Genomic DNA, 12,842 nt, shown 5'->3' on the forward strand with positions numbered 1-12,842 from the left:
GTAGGTCGGTGGTTCGGGTGTAAATCGCCGGCTATCTCTGGGTCACGCTGCCTCGGTGACCCGCCGGCTTTCGGTGATCGGCTGGCGTTTCTCGTGCAGGAAATTGGCCTCGACGATGGCGCGGGCCAGCGGTGGGCAGACGCTGTTGCCGATCAGCCGCACCTGGACGTATTTCGGGACCGGCTTTCCGTTGGCGCGGTCGAACCGGTAGGAGGCCGGGAAGCCCTGCGCCATCGCCAGTTCGTGCGGCTGGAGCATGCGCATGCCGATGTCGGTGATGACGTACTGCTCGCCGTCGATCTTCACCGTGACCAGTTGGAGCCTGTCCTTTGTCGTGATGGTCGGTGCCGGTGTGCGCAGGTCGCGGCCGGTCTCGCCGGATCCGCTCCCGTAGTAGGGCGCGAGGAACGCGGCGACCTTGTCGGCCCGGCCAATGTCGCCGCCGGCCGGCGACAGCTTTGCCGCCACCGGTGCGTTGTGGTCCGTGGCCGTGATGGTCGGCAGCGGCTTGCGCAGGTCGTCGCCGACCACGCCGGTGTAGTGCTTGGCGAGGAAGGCTGAGACGACGCCGATCGGCGCACAGCCGCCCGGGTTCACGCCGGGCCGGGTGACGTTGGCGTTCGCCGTGATGGTGTGCATCGGCTCGTCAACGCGGTGGCCGACGGCTCCGCTCCGGAACTTGGTGATGTGCGGCGCGACCACCGTAAAGCTGCCGCCCTTCGGCCAGGCAGTGACCGTGCGCAGCGGTTCGTCTACCGGGTGGACGCTGTCGCCGCCGTTGCCGTAGTTGGCGATCGGCACGATGAACGGGTCGCCGCTCTCGATGACGTAGCGCATCACGCCCTTGGCAATCCGGCGCAGGGTGTTGTCGGCCAGTTCCCGCGGCCGGTCGAAGATGGACGGGCAGGGGATCGACCAGTCGATGCACTCGGCGGCGGTGCGGTGCGGCTTCATCCGGCCGGCGCGCACGGGCTTCGAGTCCGGAGCGCCGTGGGTCGGCTTGGGCCAGACGATCGGCAGGCCGTCGCGCCGGGCGACCAGGAACAGGCGCCGGCGGATCGTCGGGGTGCCGTAGTCGCTCGCCCGCAGGATGCGCCAGTCGACTTGGTAGCCGTGGCGCTTGAGCGTGCGGACGAAGGACCGGAACGTCTGCCCCTTGCGCTCCGGATCCGGCATGACCTTGCCGTCCCGCTTGATCAACGGGCCCCAGTCGAGAAACTCCTCGACGTTTTCGAGCGCGATCATCCGCGGCTTGACCTTGGCGGCCCAGCGAGCGGCTACCCAGGCGAGACCGCGCACGCTCTTGGAGACCGGACGGCCGCCCTTGGCCTTGCTGTGGTGACGGCAGTCCGGCGAGAACCAGGCGAGGCCGACCGGCATGCCGTGGGTGGCCTGCTCGGGGTCGATGTCCCACACGTCGGCGACGGCATGCTCGCTGCTGGCGTGGTTCTCGGTGTGCACGGAGATCGCCGCTTCGTCGTGGTTGATGGCGAGATCCACCGGGCGACCGAGCGCTTGCTCGATGCCCTCGCTCGCGCCACCGCCGCCGGCGAAGTTGTCGACGACCAGCTCGTGGCCGAACAGGTCGAGGTTAGGGGGCATCTTGCTCATGCCGTCACCCCGTCACTCATCGGGAAAACCTCGTCCGCGTGGCGGCGCATGATCTCGGCCTCGGCCGGGGTGCGGGCGGTGTGGCGGACGCTGGCGTTGGTGTCCCAGTCGACCGGGCAGCCACCATCGACGCCTCGCCTGGCGAGGATCTTGTCCTCGGTTTCCCCCTCGGGGACTTCCATGGCCACTGCCTTGGTGCAGGTCACGGAGATCTCTACCCATTTCGTTTTCATGCATCACCTCCGGTGATTTCGGCGCCCTGGAACACGGCCGCGGGCGCATCCGGCCACTCCTTGCGGATCACATCGAACTCGCCGAGCAGCCAGCAGCGGAGAAACGAGTCCGGCTCGTCGGTCAGGGGAGCGCTGGCGTACTCCATCGCCGCGATCGCGGCCGATCGGCGTCGATTCGAGTACTTGAGATGCCAGTCGCATGCCCTCCCTTCGGCGGCGCGAGCGGCGTAGTCCTCCACCCGCTCGCACACCTGATCGAGCGTCAGCCTGCCGTGCGGGTCGCCGATCGCCGCGCGGATATTGGCCAGGGCGTAGAGCTGCGGGATGTCGGTGCAGTCGGCGCGGACATATTCGACTGCCTCCGGACCGCGGCTAATCGTCGGCCGTGCGCCGACGGCCCAGTCGTGAGTGAGCCACAAGCGCGGCGGCATTTGAGTGTCGTGTTCAGTCGTCATGCTCTACCTCCATCGCATCAATCTCCCGCTGCTGCGCCGAGCACAGGGCGTTGAGTTCCTCGATTCGCTTGGCCATCCAGTAGACGACGTTGTTGTCATGCGGATAGCCGTAGGCCTTGCCGACCCGCTTGCCCGTCTTGATCGAGTAGACCTCGACCATCACCGCCTCGCGGCTGTCGCCGCCGTCGATCGTCTCGACTTGCACGTGGTGTCCGTTGGTCATACCAAACGCCCCCTAGTCCCGCGCTTCTCGTTGATCGCCATCTTGGAGCGGATCTCCTCGGCAAGATTGACGCCCTCCGACTTGGCCAGATCAGCAACCCGCAGAACGATGTCTTCCAGCTCGCTACCGAATTCGGCAGAAGGAGCTTCGCCCCGACACTCGTTCACTGCCTCGCCAACCTCTGATCCGATCAGGGCAAGCGCCTCAAGCGCGGTCTTGTTGTGCCACCCCATGCGCTCGACCCAGTCGTGCTGGCTGCTGGCGATCGCGTTGATACCCATGTCTTCGGTGTTCACCGTGCTGCTGTCGATTCGCTCGTTCGGACGCTCTTTCATGCCACCACCTCCCGGCTCTCTGCCATCTCGCGGATCACCTCCATGCTTTGGGTCACGCCGGTGACCAGCCGCGCGCAGTGGCGGGCATCGTCGAGGGCGCTGTGCTTGGTGGCGGGGTCCTGCTTGGGCAGGACGATGCCGAATTGGTCGGCCAGTTCGGTGCAGTAGGTGCGGGCATCGCGCACGCCGCGGTAGGGGATGGGCATGGGCAGGCCGACGCGTTCGGACAGGCCCTGGATGATGCGCAGGTCGTACTCCGCGCCCCAGGCCCACCAGCGGATGGACTTGTCGTTGAGCAGCTCGGGCATGGGCCGCCCGAGCGTTAGCTCGAGGAAGCCGGAGAGCTGCACCAGGGAGATCAGCGGGCCGGACTTCTCGCCGGGCAGGCAGTCGTTGCCGCCCTTGATGCCGCGCTCTTCCCAGAAGGCCAGCGTGTCGGAGTCGACCGACCCGCAGTTGGTGGCCGTGGCGAAGGGGATGGCGCGCTGGAAGCTGGCCACCACGCAGTCATCGGCGGGGCGGCTGCGATCGAAGGCGACGACGCCGATCTCGATCATGGCCGGCAGCTGGTCGCGGGAGACGCTGAGCGCCTCCAGATCAATGCTCAGTTCAAGCATGGGTGGTTCCTCGTTTGGTGGTTGTGGTGGCGCGGCGGCGTCTGGCCGGCAGGCGGTAGCGCATGGGCTGGCCGGCGCCGATCAGCTTTCCCTTGCGGCGCAGGTCGGCCAGGGCGCTGGCCAGCTGCCCGGCGGTGAGGTCCGGGGCCAGGTAGTCGTCCAGCTCGTCCTTGGTCGCGCCGTTGGGGAAGGCGGGCATGGCGTTCATCACCAGGGCGTTGCGGAAATCAGGACGCATTGCCCACCCCCTGGTCGTGCAGCCAGACCACGCCGGCGGGCGTGATCATCGGGCGCTGGTAGTAGCCGCGTTTGCCCGTGCCCGGATGATTGAAAGAACTGTTGCGCACGGACATCAGCCCCTGCTCGATGTACGGCTTTTTCGGTTTGGTGCCGCGCTTCTCGATCAGGCCGAGGCGTCGCAGCTCGCGGAACAGTTCGAGCTTGCCGATGCCGAGCATCGCGGCGGCCGTCTCGACCGTGTAGTGGTCCGGCAAATACGGGCTGCGGTAGTCCTGCCCGGCGGTTCGTTGGGGATGCATCTCGTCCTCCTGGCCCCGGCGCGGGGCCTCGAATCGATGTCGAAAAAGGGAAGCCCGTCAGGCGGTGGGCTGGTTGTTGCCGGGCGGCCGGTAGACCAGGTGGCGGTGCTGTCGCGGCACCGTCGTGCCCGGCCGGCGTTGGTAGAAGGCGGCCAGTCGGCGGTTGTTCTTCTCCACCAGCTGCGCCTCGCGCTCGAGGTCGTCGCTGGGGCGGTAGGTGGCGCGCAGGTGCGTGGCGTTACGCATGGCTTTCCTCCTTGGTCTCGATCCAGCCGTCCAGAAGATTCCAGGTGGCGGCCGGATTGCCGGCCTGGTCGACGATGCGCAGCTGTGATGCCGCGTTGATCTGATCAACCAGCTGGCGAATTTCCGCCTCCTGCCCAGCCGGGAAACGCATCAGGTCGTCCCAGTCGATGCCGTTGATGGAGATCTGCAACCGGCGGAGGTTGATGGCGTCGCGTCCCATCGGGGTGACGGCGTAGATGTAGCCGCCGACCCAGCTGCGCTTGTGGCGGGACATCAACCCCATCTCCACCAGCGCCTCGCAGTCGGCGAAGCTGTCGCTGCCCCGGTCGGTGACGTAGTGATTGCGGTATCCCTCTCGGCCGTCGGTCACGCCGAGCGCGTGCCGGAGGATCTGGTCCTGTCTCTCGGTGATGGTCTGCATGGGGCCTCCCTCAGTCCGCTTTGAGGCACTCGGCCTCGTCGTCGAGTGCTTGCAGGTAGTCGGTTGTCAGCTGGCCGCGCAGGACGACCACGGCGGCGACGGGCATGCCGTCCTCGAGGAGCACGCAGGCGGCGCGGTCGTCGCCGGCTTTCTCCATGGCGGCGTGTAGCTGGTCGGGGTCGACGTTGAAGCGCACCGGCTTGCCCGGTTCGCGCTCCTTGTAGGCGTCGTGTGGTTGCTTGGTCATCGGGGCTCTCCTCAGTGCAGCGCGGCGAGTTCGCCGGCGATCTGTTCCTTGTCCGGTTGCACGTAAATGGCGGTGCTGTTGGCCGATCGATGGCCCAGCACGCTGCCGACGATGCCGAGCGGGTTGGCCGAGGTGCTCTGTTCCATCACGCGCTTGGCCAGCGTGTGGCGCAGCCAGTGCGGGGTGATGTCCTTGGCGCAGTCGATCTCTGCCTCGCGGGCCCACTGCTTGATGCGAGCCTCGACGGAGCGCACGGAGAGGCCCGGGCCCTTGCGGCCGAACAGCAGCGGGGCGTCCGGATCGTTCGGCTGTCTGGCGGCATGGCGGACGCTGAGCAGCCCTCGCAGTGCCTCGTGCGCCCGGCGGTTGAGCGGCACGCTGTGCTCCAGCCGGCGCTTCTGGATCTCGGGGCGCAGCGTCAGGCGGCCGGTGGCCAGTGCCTGGCGGGCGTCGTTGACGGTCAGGCCGCAGGCCGCGCCCACGCGGATGCCGGTGGCCAGCATCAGGCGGAACAGGTGGTAGTCGCGGCGGGCGAACGGGCAGTCGACCCGGCCGATCGCGCCCATCAGGCGCTTCTCTTCGCCGCGGGTCAGGTACTTGTCGAAAACGGTGGTTTGCATGGCTTGTGCCTCCGGGCTTATGCCTTGGTCAGTGCAGGTGCAGCGCGGCGTGGCGCGCTTCGAAGAACCGCAGCCGGACGGCCCCGCATTTGGGGTCGGTGCCCATGCGGCAGATCGCGGTGTCGATGTCGAGCAGGGAGACGGGCACGCCGGGCAGCAGGGCGACCTGCTCGGTGCCGGTGCAACGCTCGATGCTCAGGTGGTACTCGCGGGTGCCGTTGTCCAGCCGATCGCAGAACAGCGTCATCAGGACGTGGCGGCCGAGAGTCACGGCCCGCCCCGGCTGAATCCACAGGTCGATATGCGGCCAGTGGCAGCGGGCCAGTTCGGGGTCGATCGGGCGGATGGCTTGCATGGGTCAGCCCCCCACGACCGGCGCGGTGTGCGGGTCGTCCTCGATCTGCTCGAGCAGGCTGTAGAGCACGGCGGCGCGCTGGAAGTCCTCGTCGATCTCGCGGCGGATGTCGACCAGTCGTTGGCGAACGACGCGCGGGGCATCCAGGGCGGCCTTGATTGCCTGGGCCGTCTCGCCGATGTCGGCGGTCCAGTCGGCGTAGGCGTTGAGGATCTCGATGTCCGAGCAGGGCAGGGTCGACGGGATCGGGATGCAGACATGACCGAGGACGCGCGCCTCTGCCTTGAGAATGCGAAAGTCCTGTGCCTGCAGTTGAGCCCGGATGGACTCGTTGACGGCCAGATGATGGCTGTCGAGAGCCGGGTTGACCTTGTTGCACCAGACGGTGGCGCCAGGTCCTTCGCCAATGTCCTCGGCGAGTGCCCGGGCACCGCGGCGGTCGCCGTTGCGGTACTCGTGGACCACTAGCCACTTGGCCCTGTCGACTTCTGGGTACGCGAAATTGGGCATGCGTGAACCTCCTGTATCTCCTCACGGAGACGTCACGGAGGCCGCTGGCTATCCTTGCCACGAATCGTTAGGATTCGCCGCGAGGTAAAAAGGTGACCAAGCCAACAACCTCATCCGAACCCTTGGGGACCCCCATCCCCTCGGGTTCACCTGTTACTTCAAGCGGTGTCGCGAACCCCCTGCGACGCCGCTCGTCCCTTCTCGATCAGCATCAGAATGTGCTGGTTCCGGCTGCGGTGTTCCCGCCGTGCCTCTTCCTCAATCTGTTTCCGAAGACCGACTGGCATGCGCACGGAGAAGTGCGAGCTGGACTCCGTCTGCGTGCTATTCTTCGTGGTTGTGTTCATATATCACCAAAGATGTTCGTTTGTGTGCACGGTTCCGAGTATATGCACGCATCTGAGCATGTCAAGCGCGGAGTGCGCATGTCTGAGCAAATGACATTCATCGATCGGCTTACCCGCGTTGCCGACGGGCGGAAGCTCTACCCCTGGCTGATGGAGATGGGGTTGTCGTCGGCGACTGTCGCTCGGATGCGGAAGAACAAGATCCCGGGGCCAGAGCACCTGACGGTGATCTGCCGGGCGGAGAACGTCAGCCTGTCGTGGCTTCTTGAAGGCAAGGGAGTGCCTTACATGGTCGCGAGATTCGACGACGACGAGTCGCTCGCCGGGTATATCGAGGCTCACCTCGACGAGAACTGGGAGCAGATCTACCCGTTATCGGACGCCCGTGGTTTGCGGGCGGTGGTGATGGTCCAGCCCGGCTATGTCCAGCTGAGCGACAAGAAAGGCACGCCGTTTACCGCGATCGAGGTGGCGGCCGGCCCGGTCGGCGACCGCACCATGGAGGCCGTGAAGGCCTGGTGCCTGGAAACGAACGGGCAGTGCCACCCGAACACGCTCACGCGCACGGAACTCGCCGACGTGATCTCGGGGCAGGTCGGGACGTGGCAGCTCCTCGAGCGGCCCAATCCGATCCTGAAGAAAACCGACCCAGGCCATGTCGCCGAGCTGCGCAGCGCTTACTCCACGGCCGACGACCCGCTCACCGTGCAGGACGTCGCCGACATGATGCGCGTGCTCTCCCCGGAGCTGCAGGAGCGGGTCAAGGCCTACGTCGAGGGCATAACCGACGCGGTGGATTCAGTCACCGGTGACGAACGGAGCGGGAAATGAGGCGGGATTGGGACACGATCCGGGAGATTCTGCTGGCCGTGGAAGGTCTGGACGGAACAAAGCCGCTCACCCTCGAGGACTTCGAGGAGGAGCGGCAGCCGGAAATTTCCTATCACGTGACGCTGCTCGAGGAGGCTGGGCTGGTGTTATCCAACTCGGCCCCGTCACTCAGGACGACGAGGACAACTCCGTTTTTTGTTCGACGGCTGACGTGGGACGGCCACGAGCTGCTCGACCAGATCCGTGACGATTCGGTGTGGAGACAAACCCGCCAGACGATCATGGAGAAGGGCGGCGGCATGGCGCTCAACGTCGTCTCGTCGCTGGCCACCCATATCATCAAGAACCAGATCGGGATCTAGTCCCACCAACGAAAGGAGTCGAACCAATGGGCACCACCTTCTATTTCGAGGAAGACCTGCCGAACGTGGATACCCACGTGAAGCGCGGAGACGGTGCGAAGAACACCGTGGAGGTGTTCGTCTCGCGGTTTTCCGGGGCGCACGAGATCTACCTGCGCCACACCGATCCAGACGGAAACACTGCCGAGTCGATTCTCTCGCCGGAGAAGGCCAGGAATCTCTTCCAGGGGCTCGATAGCGCCATGACCTACCTGGGTTACCACCAGTAACGCGCCGCGTCGGGGCATAGGGCATGCACGTCATCATCCTGCTGCTGGAGTTCCTCGCCGTGTGGGCTGTGGCCGGGTGGGTCATCCGCCGGTGGACCGATAGCTGGGTCGTCGCGATCGGTGGTGGCTTCATTGCCATGCTGATCGGCGGCGCGATTCTGGCCGCCGTGATCAACGCCACCTCCAAGGGCGAGAGCGACGATCCGGCCTGCCGGCAGGATCTGCGCTGCTGGGCCGAGGAATACCAGGCCAAGGCCGAGCGCGCCTGTCGCCCGGAGATCGAGGATCTCGCGCCGATCGATGTGCGCTGGGACGACGAGTTCCTGCTCGACGAGTTCAGCAAGTTCAAGTGGGCCGACGAGGCGGCCGGGACGGTGATGTACTTCGGCGACCGGGTGCAGTTCCAGAACGCGCAGGGCGCGTGGGTGCGACAGCGGTACTCGTGCACCTACGATCCGGCCACGGAGACGGTGCAGCGCGTGCGCGCCGAGCCGGGGCGCATCCCTTCCTCCTGACCTCACTCCTCGTCCTCGTCGTCCGGCGGGGTCGAGTCGTCATCATCCAGCCGCCGGCAGAGCGCCTCGCGAATAGCGAGCAGGGCGGTGACCAGCCAGTCCGGCCGGGTAAGTTCGACCGAGAATCGGAAATCCAGGCGCATCGGGCTCTCCCGTGACGTGTGTTCACCTCGAGGATCACCCGGGATCTGGCCTTCGTCACGCGCCGGCGGGTTACTTAAGCGCTGAGTGACCCGGAGCCACTGGCTTTGCGGCTGGTTCCGGGCCGTCCTGTCGCGCATGGAGTTGATCGTCAGAGCGGCCCCGGTCTCTCCCGGGCGTTTCCAGAGGTGGGCGTGAATGCGGGTGGTCGTCATGGCTTGGCTCCATCGGTTGCGTCCGAATCAGTCTCGCCATGATTCCCCGAGGCACGTGCACCATGCCTCTGGTGGTTTTTCCACGCCCACAGAAAAGGCCGCCACCATGCGGTGTGCGGCCTTTCTCACGTCTCGGCGTTGGTGAAGTTGGCGACCCGGCTGCCGGCAGCCTGCCGCTACGCTCCCAGCAGGTACTGCCCGGCGATCGCCACGATGGCCACGGTCACCACGTCACCGCCTCGATGCCGGCCCGGTCGTCGTTGGCCAGGGCGGTGCGCACCGCGTCCTTCTTGCTCCAGCTGTGCGCCAGCCACTGCTTCTTGAAGGCCTTGGCCGCGTCGGTCAGGTCGATCATCTGCTGGGGCGTGAGGGAATAGACCACGTTCGACTGCGCCCGCAGCTGCAACACCGCCCCCGTCTCGCCGGCATCCCGCAGATCCCGCGCCTCGATGGCCAGGCCAAGCAGGTTGGGCTCGTCGCCCGGGCGGGTCTGCACGACGTCGGACGTGCCGTTCGGCATGGTGTGGGTCATCCCGCCGGTGAGTTCGGCCTGCAGGGCCTGTTCGATTGTGTCGATCTTGTCCGCCGCCAGATCGGTGATCGGCTTAGGCGGTGGTGAATCCAGCGCCTCGGTGGGCGGCTCGATGCCGAGCTCGCTGATCTCGTGGCGCGAGCCGTCGGCCAGCCAATATTCCGTGCCGCGGTAGTCGGGCACCAGTGACCATTCCCCGTTGGAGTAGACCGCCGCCTCGTTCGTGCCTGCTGTCGGTGGCGATTGGTCCGTCGCGTGCGCCGGAATGAGATAGCTGCCCTCGTTCATCGGGTCCGGGTCGGCCGTGCCTTGGCCGACGAGTTCACCGGTTTTCGGGTGCAGGTGAAAAATATCCATGGTTGGCCTCGTTAGTATTTGATGCAGTAGAGGAGTGCGATGTTGCGTGGGCGGTTATCGTTTGGAGTTACGTCTGTTGTTTCAGTGTTTCCGTCATCAATCGTTTTCCCATTTATTGTGAGTGTGTTCGTGACAGGTGTGCCGGTTTGCAACTGCACCTCGTAAACGCTATTCGCGAAGGTGATTGAGCCGGCATATGCCCCCTGCTGGGTGCCGAACCCCCTCCCAGAATCAATTCCTTTACCGTCATCCCAGCCGCGTACGAACTCACCCCTCAGGTCGGGCAACGTGAACGTGGTCGATCCATCGCCGGGACCGAACTGACCTGCTTCTTTCACCCCTTCGGAAGCGGCCAAGTTCCCGCTGGATTGAGCAAAGGACCACAACGCTGCATAAGACGTCCGGCTTATTTCCGCACCATTCGCCTTAATCCACCCGGTCGGCGCGGTGCTCGCGGTGAAACCCATTACCGAGCCAGCCGGCGACAGCTCTACCCCGCGCAGATTGAGTGCCTCGAGAAGTTGGCCGAGGTCGTTGTCGCTCGGCGTAAGCCCGGCCTCGGTGATGACCTTCCGCAACTCCTCGCCGACCTTGTAGAACCAGAACGGCCCCGGGGTGGTGGCCTCGTTGACGCCCGGCGTGGCGGATTGGGGGTAGCCGTTGCTCGGGCTGCTAGGTTTTGGTGGCGGCGAGCCGGCGGCGTTTGCCAGGTAGTTGCGCGTCTCCATGAGAGATCCTCCGCTTAGGTGTATTCGAACAGCGCGACGGTGTGCGCTGGCTTGAGTCGGTTGATGACGCACTCGATCCGGGTGGTCGGTGCGGCCTCGCCGAGTGATTCGTCGACCGACGAGTCGGCGTTGAACTGGTCGATCGGTGGGGTGGGTGCGCGGATCGTCCAGGCGTGGGCCCAGTCTTCGCCGTAGATCGGCGCGTCGACGGTCGCCTCGACGGTGTGCGGGTCGTACTCGAGGATCTCGGCGTCGGGGAAGCCCAGCCGCCCGGCCACACCGATGAAGTAGCGGCGGCTCTGGCCGCCGGTGTTGGTCAGGCGGGCGAGCAGATCCTCGCGTCGCTGGGTGATCGTCGCGCCCAGACCGGAGCAGCTGTCCGGCATGCCGGCCCAGCGCTCCCAGTCCTCGAGCATTTCCACCACCGTGCGCGGGTCGAGTTCGTCGAGCAGGGCGATGGCCCGCCCGTCGAGGCGCGCGGGCTCCTGGGCGATGGCGGCGAGCAGCTGCTCGGCGGTGGTGCCCGGCTCACGCAGGGCATCCCACAGCGCCCCGCGCGGGAGCAGGGCGAGCAGCTGGGCGTGGTAGTCGGCGGCGCTACGCATTACGGGATCGCCTGCCAGGTGATGGCGCCCAGCGTGGCCAGCTCACCGGGGTTGAGGGTGATGTCACTGGTCGGGCTGACCAGGACGTGGTCCGTCTCGCCGGTGGCGGTGCTGATGGCCTCGCGGATGTGGCTGATCAGGATGGTGCCCGCGCCGTTGCCGTCCTCCACGTTCGCCTCGCGGCGGAACAGGTCGGCGAGCTCCGCCTCGACGGCCGCCTGGGTGGCGCTGTCGTTGGGTGCGAGCTGGATGGTCATGTCCTGCGCGGCCTCGGTGGGCGCGTAGGCGGTCACGTCCGCGGTGACGGGGCGGAGATCGTCGAGGTAGTCCTGCACGGCCTGCACCTCGGCGGCGTCCGGGATGATCGCGGCATCGTCATCGCGGGTGAAATACACCCCGACCGTGCCAATGCCGTTCCACCGCGGCATCACCCAGACCCGTGTCACGCCTTCGACCTCGAGGGCCCACTGTTCGTAGTCGGACACCGCGCCGCCCTGCGGCGGTTGTTGCACGCGCTTTCTCAGGCGATCGCGCAGGTCGTCGTCGCTCTCCTCGTCGGCCCCGCCGGTCAGCCCGCCGCTGGCCACCGTGGCGCTGGACTGCACGCCGCTGATCGGGGAGGTCAGTTGCAGCGAGACGCCGGCGACGGCGCTGGTGTCCTGTCCGCCGGCGCTCGCGGTGACGGCCGCCGTGGCCGTGCCGCCGCTGATGGTGGCTTCGGCGTCGGTGGCGTACTCGATGCCATCGCTGCGTTGCAGGGTGGTGCCGGCCGGGATGATCGCGCCGTCGCTGCCGCTGAACTCCACGTTGCCGGTGGCCGCGGCGGCCGGGTTGCGATCAATGCCCCACCAGCTGGCATGGCGCTCGAGGATCTCGGCCTCGGCGGTGCTCGGGACGATCTGTCGGCTCAGCCAGTCGAGGTAGCCGTACAGGCCGTGCATCTCGCCGGCGACGGAGCGGCCGAGTGCACCGAGTACCGATCGCCGCAGACGGGGTTCGGTTCCCGGCAGACGGGATTCGACGTCCGCTCGGTTCCGCTCGATCAGGGTGGGGAGAGAGGGGCGGGCGAAGGGCATCAGGTGGTCTCCGTGGAGTAGGTGAAGACGTCATCAAACGGGCTGCCGTCGGGCAGGGTGATGCGGACGGTCAGTTGCAGCACGCCACGGCGGACCCACTCGGCCTGGGCGCGTACGGCGGTGGCCACGCCGTCTTCGACCAGCCACGCCAGCGCTTCTTCGGCGTATTCGCGGGCGCGGGTGGCGTTCTCGGCGGTCTGCTTGGCCCGCTTGAGCAGCCACAGGCGCGAGCCCTGCCGGTCGTTTTGCCGGTCGAGGTAGCTGTCCTGCCAGGAGCCGCGCCGATCGTCGGTGCCGTCGGGCAGGGCGTCGTCCTCGGCCGCCCGGCGGTCGGTGAACAGGCTCACCAGCACCGCGCTGCGCAGGCCGTCCTCGGTCGCGAGATCCGCGTCCTGCTGGATCACGTCGAAGTCGCGCCCTTCGCTGCCGAATGTGAGTGCCAGGTCGGTCAT

General features: G+C 66.6%; 24 protein-coding genes. 4 read left to right on the top strand and 20 right to left on the bottom strand.

All coding sequences use genetic code 11. The features are described 5' to 3' along the window. Window positions 1-42: 42 nt before the first annotated feature. From FAZ79_RS00290 to FAZ79_RS00355, 14 genes are read right to left on the bottom strand one after another with little or no spacing between them, the layout of a single operon-like run. Window positions 43-1,611, bottom strand: a complete 1,569-nt coding sequence (locus tag FAZ79_RS00290) for a DNA cytosine methyltransferase (RefSeq protein ID WP_211238760.1) — start codon at window positions 1,609-1,611, stop codon at window positions 43-45. Continuing rightward, window positions 1,608-1,844: a hypothetical protein gene (locus FAZ79_RS00295; protein WP_136865923.1), complete on the bottom strand. Its 237-nt coding sequence runs from the start codon at window positions 1,842-1,844 to the stop codon at window positions 1,608-1,610. The genes FAZ79_RS00290 and FAZ79_RS00295 overlap by 4 nt, the downstream gene beginning before the upstream one ends. Further along, window positions 1,841-2,299 carry a hypothetical protein gene (locus tag FAZ79_RS00300; protein WP_136865924.1) on the bottom strand — a complete coding sequence of 153 codons (459 nt, stop codon included), beginning with the start codon at window positions 2,297-2,299 and terminating at the stop codon, window positions 1,841-1,843. Before FAZ79_RS00300 ends, FAZ79_RS00295 begins: the two co-directional genes overlap by 4 nt. Next, on the bottom strand, window positions 2,289-2,522 hold the full coding sequence (locus FAZ79_RS00305; RefSeq protein WP_136865925.1) for a hypothetical protein: 234 nt from the start codon (window positions 2,520-2,522) through the stop codon (window positions 2,289-2,291). Before FAZ79_RS00305 ends, FAZ79_RS00300 begins: the two co-directional genes overlap by 11 nt. Then, window positions 2,519-2,857 carry a hypothetical protein gene (locus tag FAZ79_RS00310; protein ID WP_136865926.1) on the bottom strand — a complete coding sequence of 113 codons (339 nt, stop codon included), beginning with the start codon at window positions 2,855-2,857 and terminating at the stop codon, window positions 2,519-2,521. The genes FAZ79_RS00305 and FAZ79_RS00310 overlap by 4 nt, the downstream gene beginning before the upstream one ends. Then, a complete protein-coding gene (locus tag FAZ79_RS00315) occupies window positions 2,854-3,474 on the bottom strand; it encodes a 3'-5' exonuclease (protein WP_136865927.1) in 621 nt (206 codons plus the stop codon). Before FAZ79_RS00315 ends, FAZ79_RS00310 begins: the two co-directional genes overlap by 4 nt. After that, entirely contained in the window at window positions 3,467-3,712 is a 246-nt protein-coding gene (locus tag FAZ79_RS00320) for a hypothetical protein (protein ID WP_136865928.1), read from the bottom strand. Before FAZ79_RS00320 ends, FAZ79_RS00315 begins: the two co-directional genes overlap by 8 nt. Next, window positions 3,702-4,013 carry a phage antirepressor KilAC domain-containing protein gene (locus FAZ79_RS00325; protein WP_136865929.1) on the bottom strand — a complete coding sequence of 104 codons (312 nt, stop codon included), beginning with the start codon at window positions 4,011-4,013 and terminating at the stop codon, window positions 3,702-3,704. Before FAZ79_RS00325 ends, FAZ79_RS00320 begins: the two co-directional genes overlap by 11 nt. A 57-nt stretch (window positions 4,014-4,070) precedes the next feature. Further along, window positions 4,071-4,259, bottom strand: a complete 189-nt coding sequence (locus FAZ79_RS00330; protein WP_136865930.1) for a hypothetical protein — start codon at window positions 4,257-4,259, stop codon at window positions 4,071-4,073. Continuing rightward, window positions 4,252-4,680, bottom strand: a complete 429-nt coding sequence (locus FAZ79_RS00335) for a hypothetical protein (protein ID WP_136865931.1) — start codon at window positions 4,678-4,680, stop codon at window positions 4,252-4,254. Before FAZ79_RS00335 ends, FAZ79_RS00330 begins: the two co-directional genes overlap by 8 nt. Window positions 4,681-4,690: 10 nt before the next feature. After that, window positions 4,691-4,927 carry a hypothetical protein gene (locus FAZ79_RS00340; protein ID WP_136865932.1) on the bottom strand — a complete coding sequence of 79 codons (237 nt, stop codon included), beginning with the start codon at window positions 4,925-4,927 and terminating at the stop codon, window positions 4,691-4,693. An 11-nt stretch (window positions 4,928-4,938) separates the two neighbouring features. Then, window positions 4,939-5,547 (bottom strand): tyrosine-type recombinase/integrase, encoded by a 609-nt coding sequence (locus FAZ79_RS00345; RefSeq protein ID WP_136865933.1) that lies wholly within the window; start codon window positions 5,545-5,547, stop codon window positions 4,939-4,941. Window positions 5,548-5,575: 28 nt separating this feature from the next. After that, a complete protein-coding gene (locus FAZ79_RS00350; RefSeq protein ID WP_136865934.1) occupies window positions 5,576-5,902 on the bottom strand; it encodes a hypothetical protein in 327 nt (108 codons plus the stop codon). Window positions 5,903-5,905: 3 nt separating this feature from the next. Next, window positions 5,906-6,412, bottom strand: a complete 507-nt coding sequence (locus tag FAZ79_RS00355) for a phage regulatory CII family protein (protein WP_136865935.1) — start codon at window positions 6,410-6,412, stop codon at window positions 5,906-5,908. 425 nt (window positions 6,413-6,837) lie between these two features. Here FAZ79_RS00355 and FAZ79_RS00365 point away from each other — a divergent pair, with 425 nt between their 5' ends. Genes FAZ79_RS00365 through FAZ79_RS00380 form a run of 4 tightly spaced genes read left to right on the top strand, consistent with a single transcriptional unit; the run spans window position 6,838 to window position 8,736 of the window. Further along, window positions 6,838-7,590 carry a hypothetical protein gene (locus FAZ79_RS00365; protein WP_136865937.1) on the top strand — a complete coding sequence of 251 codons (753 nt, stop codon included), beginning with the start codon at window positions 6,838-6,840 and terminating at the stop codon, window positions 7,588-7,590. Next, entirely contained in the window at window positions 7,587-7,952 is a 366-nt protein-coding gene (locus FAZ79_RS00370) for a DUF2513 domain-containing protein (RefSeq protein WP_136865938.1), read from the top strand. The genes FAZ79_RS00365 and FAZ79_RS00370 overlap by 4 nt, the downstream gene beginning before the upstream one ends. Before the next feature lie 26 nt (window positions 7,953-7,978). Beyond that, window positions 7,979-8,221, top strand: coding sequence for a hypothetical protein (locus FAZ79_RS00375; protein ID WP_136865939.1), 243 nt, complete (start codon window positions 7,979-7,981; stop codon window positions 8,219-8,221). Window positions 8,222-8,244: 23 nt separating this feature from the next. Next, complete coding sequence (locus FAZ79_RS00380) at window positions 8,245-8,736, top strand: hypothetical protein (protein WP_136865940.1); 492 nt, start codon at window positions 8,245-8,247, stop codon at window positions 8,734-8,736. A 2-nt stretch (window positions 8,737-8,738) separates the two neighbouring features. Here FAZ79_RS00380 and FAZ79_RS00385 read toward each other — a convergent pair whose 3' ends face one another. From FAZ79_RS00385 to FAZ79_RS00410, 6 genes are all read right to left on the bottom strand, one after another. After that, window positions 8,739-9,092, bottom strand: coding sequence for a hypothetical protein (locus FAZ79_RS00385; protein ID WP_136865941.1), 354 nt, complete (start codon window positions 9,090-9,092; stop codon window positions 8,739-8,741). 223 nt (window positions 9,093-9,315) lie between these two features. Next, window positions 9,316-9,981 (bottom strand): DUF4376 domain-containing protein, encoded by a 666-nt coding sequence (locus tag FAZ79_RS00390; protein WP_136865942.1) that lies wholly within the window; start codon window positions 9,979-9,981, stop codon window positions 9,316-9,318. 11 nt (window positions 9,982-9,992) lie between these two features. Continuing rightward, window positions 9,993-10,709 carry a phage tail protein gene (locus FAZ79_RS00395; protein WP_136865943.1) on the bottom strand — a complete coding sequence of 239 codons (717 nt, stop codon included), beginning with the start codon at window positions 10,707-10,709 and terminating at the stop codon, window positions 9,993-9,995. A gap of 14 nt (window positions 10,710-10,723) precedes the next feature. Continuing rightward, window positions 10,724-11,314, bottom strand: a complete 591-nt coding sequence (locus tag FAZ79_RS00400; RefSeq protein ID WP_136865944.1) for a putative phage tail protein — start codon at window positions 11,312-11,314, stop codon at window positions 10,724-10,726. Beyond that, entirely contained in the window at window positions 11,314-12,390 is a 1,077-nt protein-coding gene (locus FAZ79_RS00405; protein WP_136865945.1) for a baseplate J/gp47 family protein, read from the bottom strand. The genes FAZ79_RS00400 and FAZ79_RS00405 overlap by 1 nt, the downstream gene beginning before the upstream one ends. Further along, window positions 12,390-12,842, bottom strand: a complete 453-nt coding sequence (locus FAZ79_RS00410) for a phage GP46 family protein (RefSeq protein ID WP_136865946.1) — start codon at window positions 12,840-12,842, stop codon at window positions 12,390-12,392. Before FAZ79_RS00410 ends, FAZ79_RS00405 begins: the two co-directional genes overlap by 1 nt.

The organism is Guyparkeria sp. SB14A (genome assembly GCF_005096345.1).
GTDB classification, from domain to species: Bacteria; Pseudomonadota; Gammaproteobacteria; order Halothiobacillales; family Halothiobacillaceae; genus Guyparkeria; species Guyparkeria hydrothermalis.

Coding starts and splice junctions, on each gene's coding strand:
- FAZ79_RS00290 (WP_211238760.1), bottom strand. CDS start 1,611: ATGAGCAAGATGCCCCCTAACCTCGACCTGTTCGGCCACGAGCTGGTC.
- FAZ79_RS00295 (WP_136865923.1), bottom strand. CDS start 1,844: ATGAAAACGAAATGGGTAGAGATCTCCGTGACCTGCACCAAGGCAGTG.
- FAZ79_RS00300 (WP_136865924.1), bottom strand. CDS start 2,299: ATGACGACTGAACACGACACTCAAATGCCGCCGCGCTTGTGGCTCACT.
- FAZ79_RS00305 (WP_136865925.1), bottom strand. CDS start 2,522: ATGACCAACGGACACCACGTGCAAGTCGAGACGATCGACGGCGGCGAC.
- FAZ79_RS00310 (WP_136865926.1), bottom strand. CDS start 2,857: ATGAAAGAGCGTCCGAACGAGCGAATCGACAGCAGCACGGTGAACACC.
- FAZ79_RS00315 (WP_136865927.1), bottom strand. CDS start 3,474: ATGCTTGAACTGAGCATTGATCTGGAGGCGCTCAGCGTCTCCCGCGAC.
- FAZ79_RS00320 (WP_136865928.1), bottom strand. CDS start 3,712: ATGCGTCCTGATTTCCGCAACGCCCTGGTGATGAACGCCATGCCCGCC.
- FAZ79_RS00325 (WP_136865929.1), bottom strand. CDS start 4,013: ATGCATCCCCAACGAACCGCCGGGCAGGACTACCGCAGCCCGTATTTG.
- FAZ79_RS00330 (WP_136865930.1), bottom strand. CDS start 4,259: ATGCGTAACGCCACGCACCTGCGCGCCACCTACCGCCCCAGCGACGAC.
- FAZ79_RS00335 (WP_136865931.1), bottom strand. CDS start 4,680: ATGCAGACCATCACCGAGAGACAGGACCAGATCCTCCGGCACGCGCTC.
- FAZ79_RS00340 (WP_136865932.1), bottom strand. CDS start 4,927: ATGACCAAGCAACCACACGACGCCTACAAGGAGCGCGAACCGGGCAAG.
- FAZ79_RS00345 (WP_136865933.1), bottom strand. CDS start 5,547: ATGCAAACCACCGTTTTCGACAAGTACCTGACCCGCGGCGAAGAGAAG.
- FAZ79_RS00350 (WP_136865934.1), bottom strand. CDS start 5,902: ATGCAAGCCATCCGCCCGATCGACCCCGAACTGGCCCGCTGCCACTGG.
- FAZ79_RS00355 (WP_136865935.1), bottom strand. CDS start 6,412: ATGCCCAATTTCGCGTACCCAGAAGTCGACAGGGCCAAGTGGCTAGTG.
- FAZ79_RS00365 (WP_136865937.1), top strand. CDS start 6,838: ATGTCTGAGCAAATGACATTCATCGATCGGCTTACCCGCGTTGCCGAC.
- FAZ79_RS00370 (WP_136865938.1), top strand. CDS start 7,587: ATGAGGCGGGATTGGGACACGATCCGGGAGATTCTGCTGGCCGTGGAA.
- FAZ79_RS00375 (WP_136865939.1), top strand. CDS start 7,979: ATGGGCACCACCTTCTATTTCGAGGAAGACCTGCCGAACGTGGATACC.
- FAZ79_RS00380 (WP_136865940.1), top strand. CDS start 8,245: ATGCACGTCATCATCCTGCTGCTGGAGTTCCTCGCCGTGTGGGCTGTG.
- FAZ79_RS00385 (WP_136865941.1), bottom strand. CDS start 9,092: ATGACGACCACCCGCATTCACGCCCACCTCTGGAAACGCCCGGGAGAG.
- FAZ79_RS00390 (WP_136865942.1), bottom strand. CDS start 9,981: ATGGATATTTTTCACCTGCACCCGAAAACCGGTGAACTCGTCGGCCAA.
- FAZ79_RS00395 (WP_136865943.1), bottom strand. CDS start 10,709: ATGGAGACGCGCAACTACCTGGCAAACGCCGCCGGCTCGCCGCCACCA.
- FAZ79_RS00400 (WP_136865944.1), bottom strand. CDS start 11,314: ATGCGTAGCGCCGCCGACTACCACGCCCAGCTGCTCGCCCTGCTCCCG.
- FAZ79_RS00405 (WP_136865945.1), bottom strand. CDS start 12,390: ATGCCCTTCGCCCGCCCCTCTCTCCCCACCCTGATCGAGCGGAACCGA.
- FAZ79_RS00410 (WP_136865946.1), bottom strand. CDS start 12,842: ATGACCGACCTGGCACTCACATTCGGCAGCGAAGGGCGCGACTTCGAC.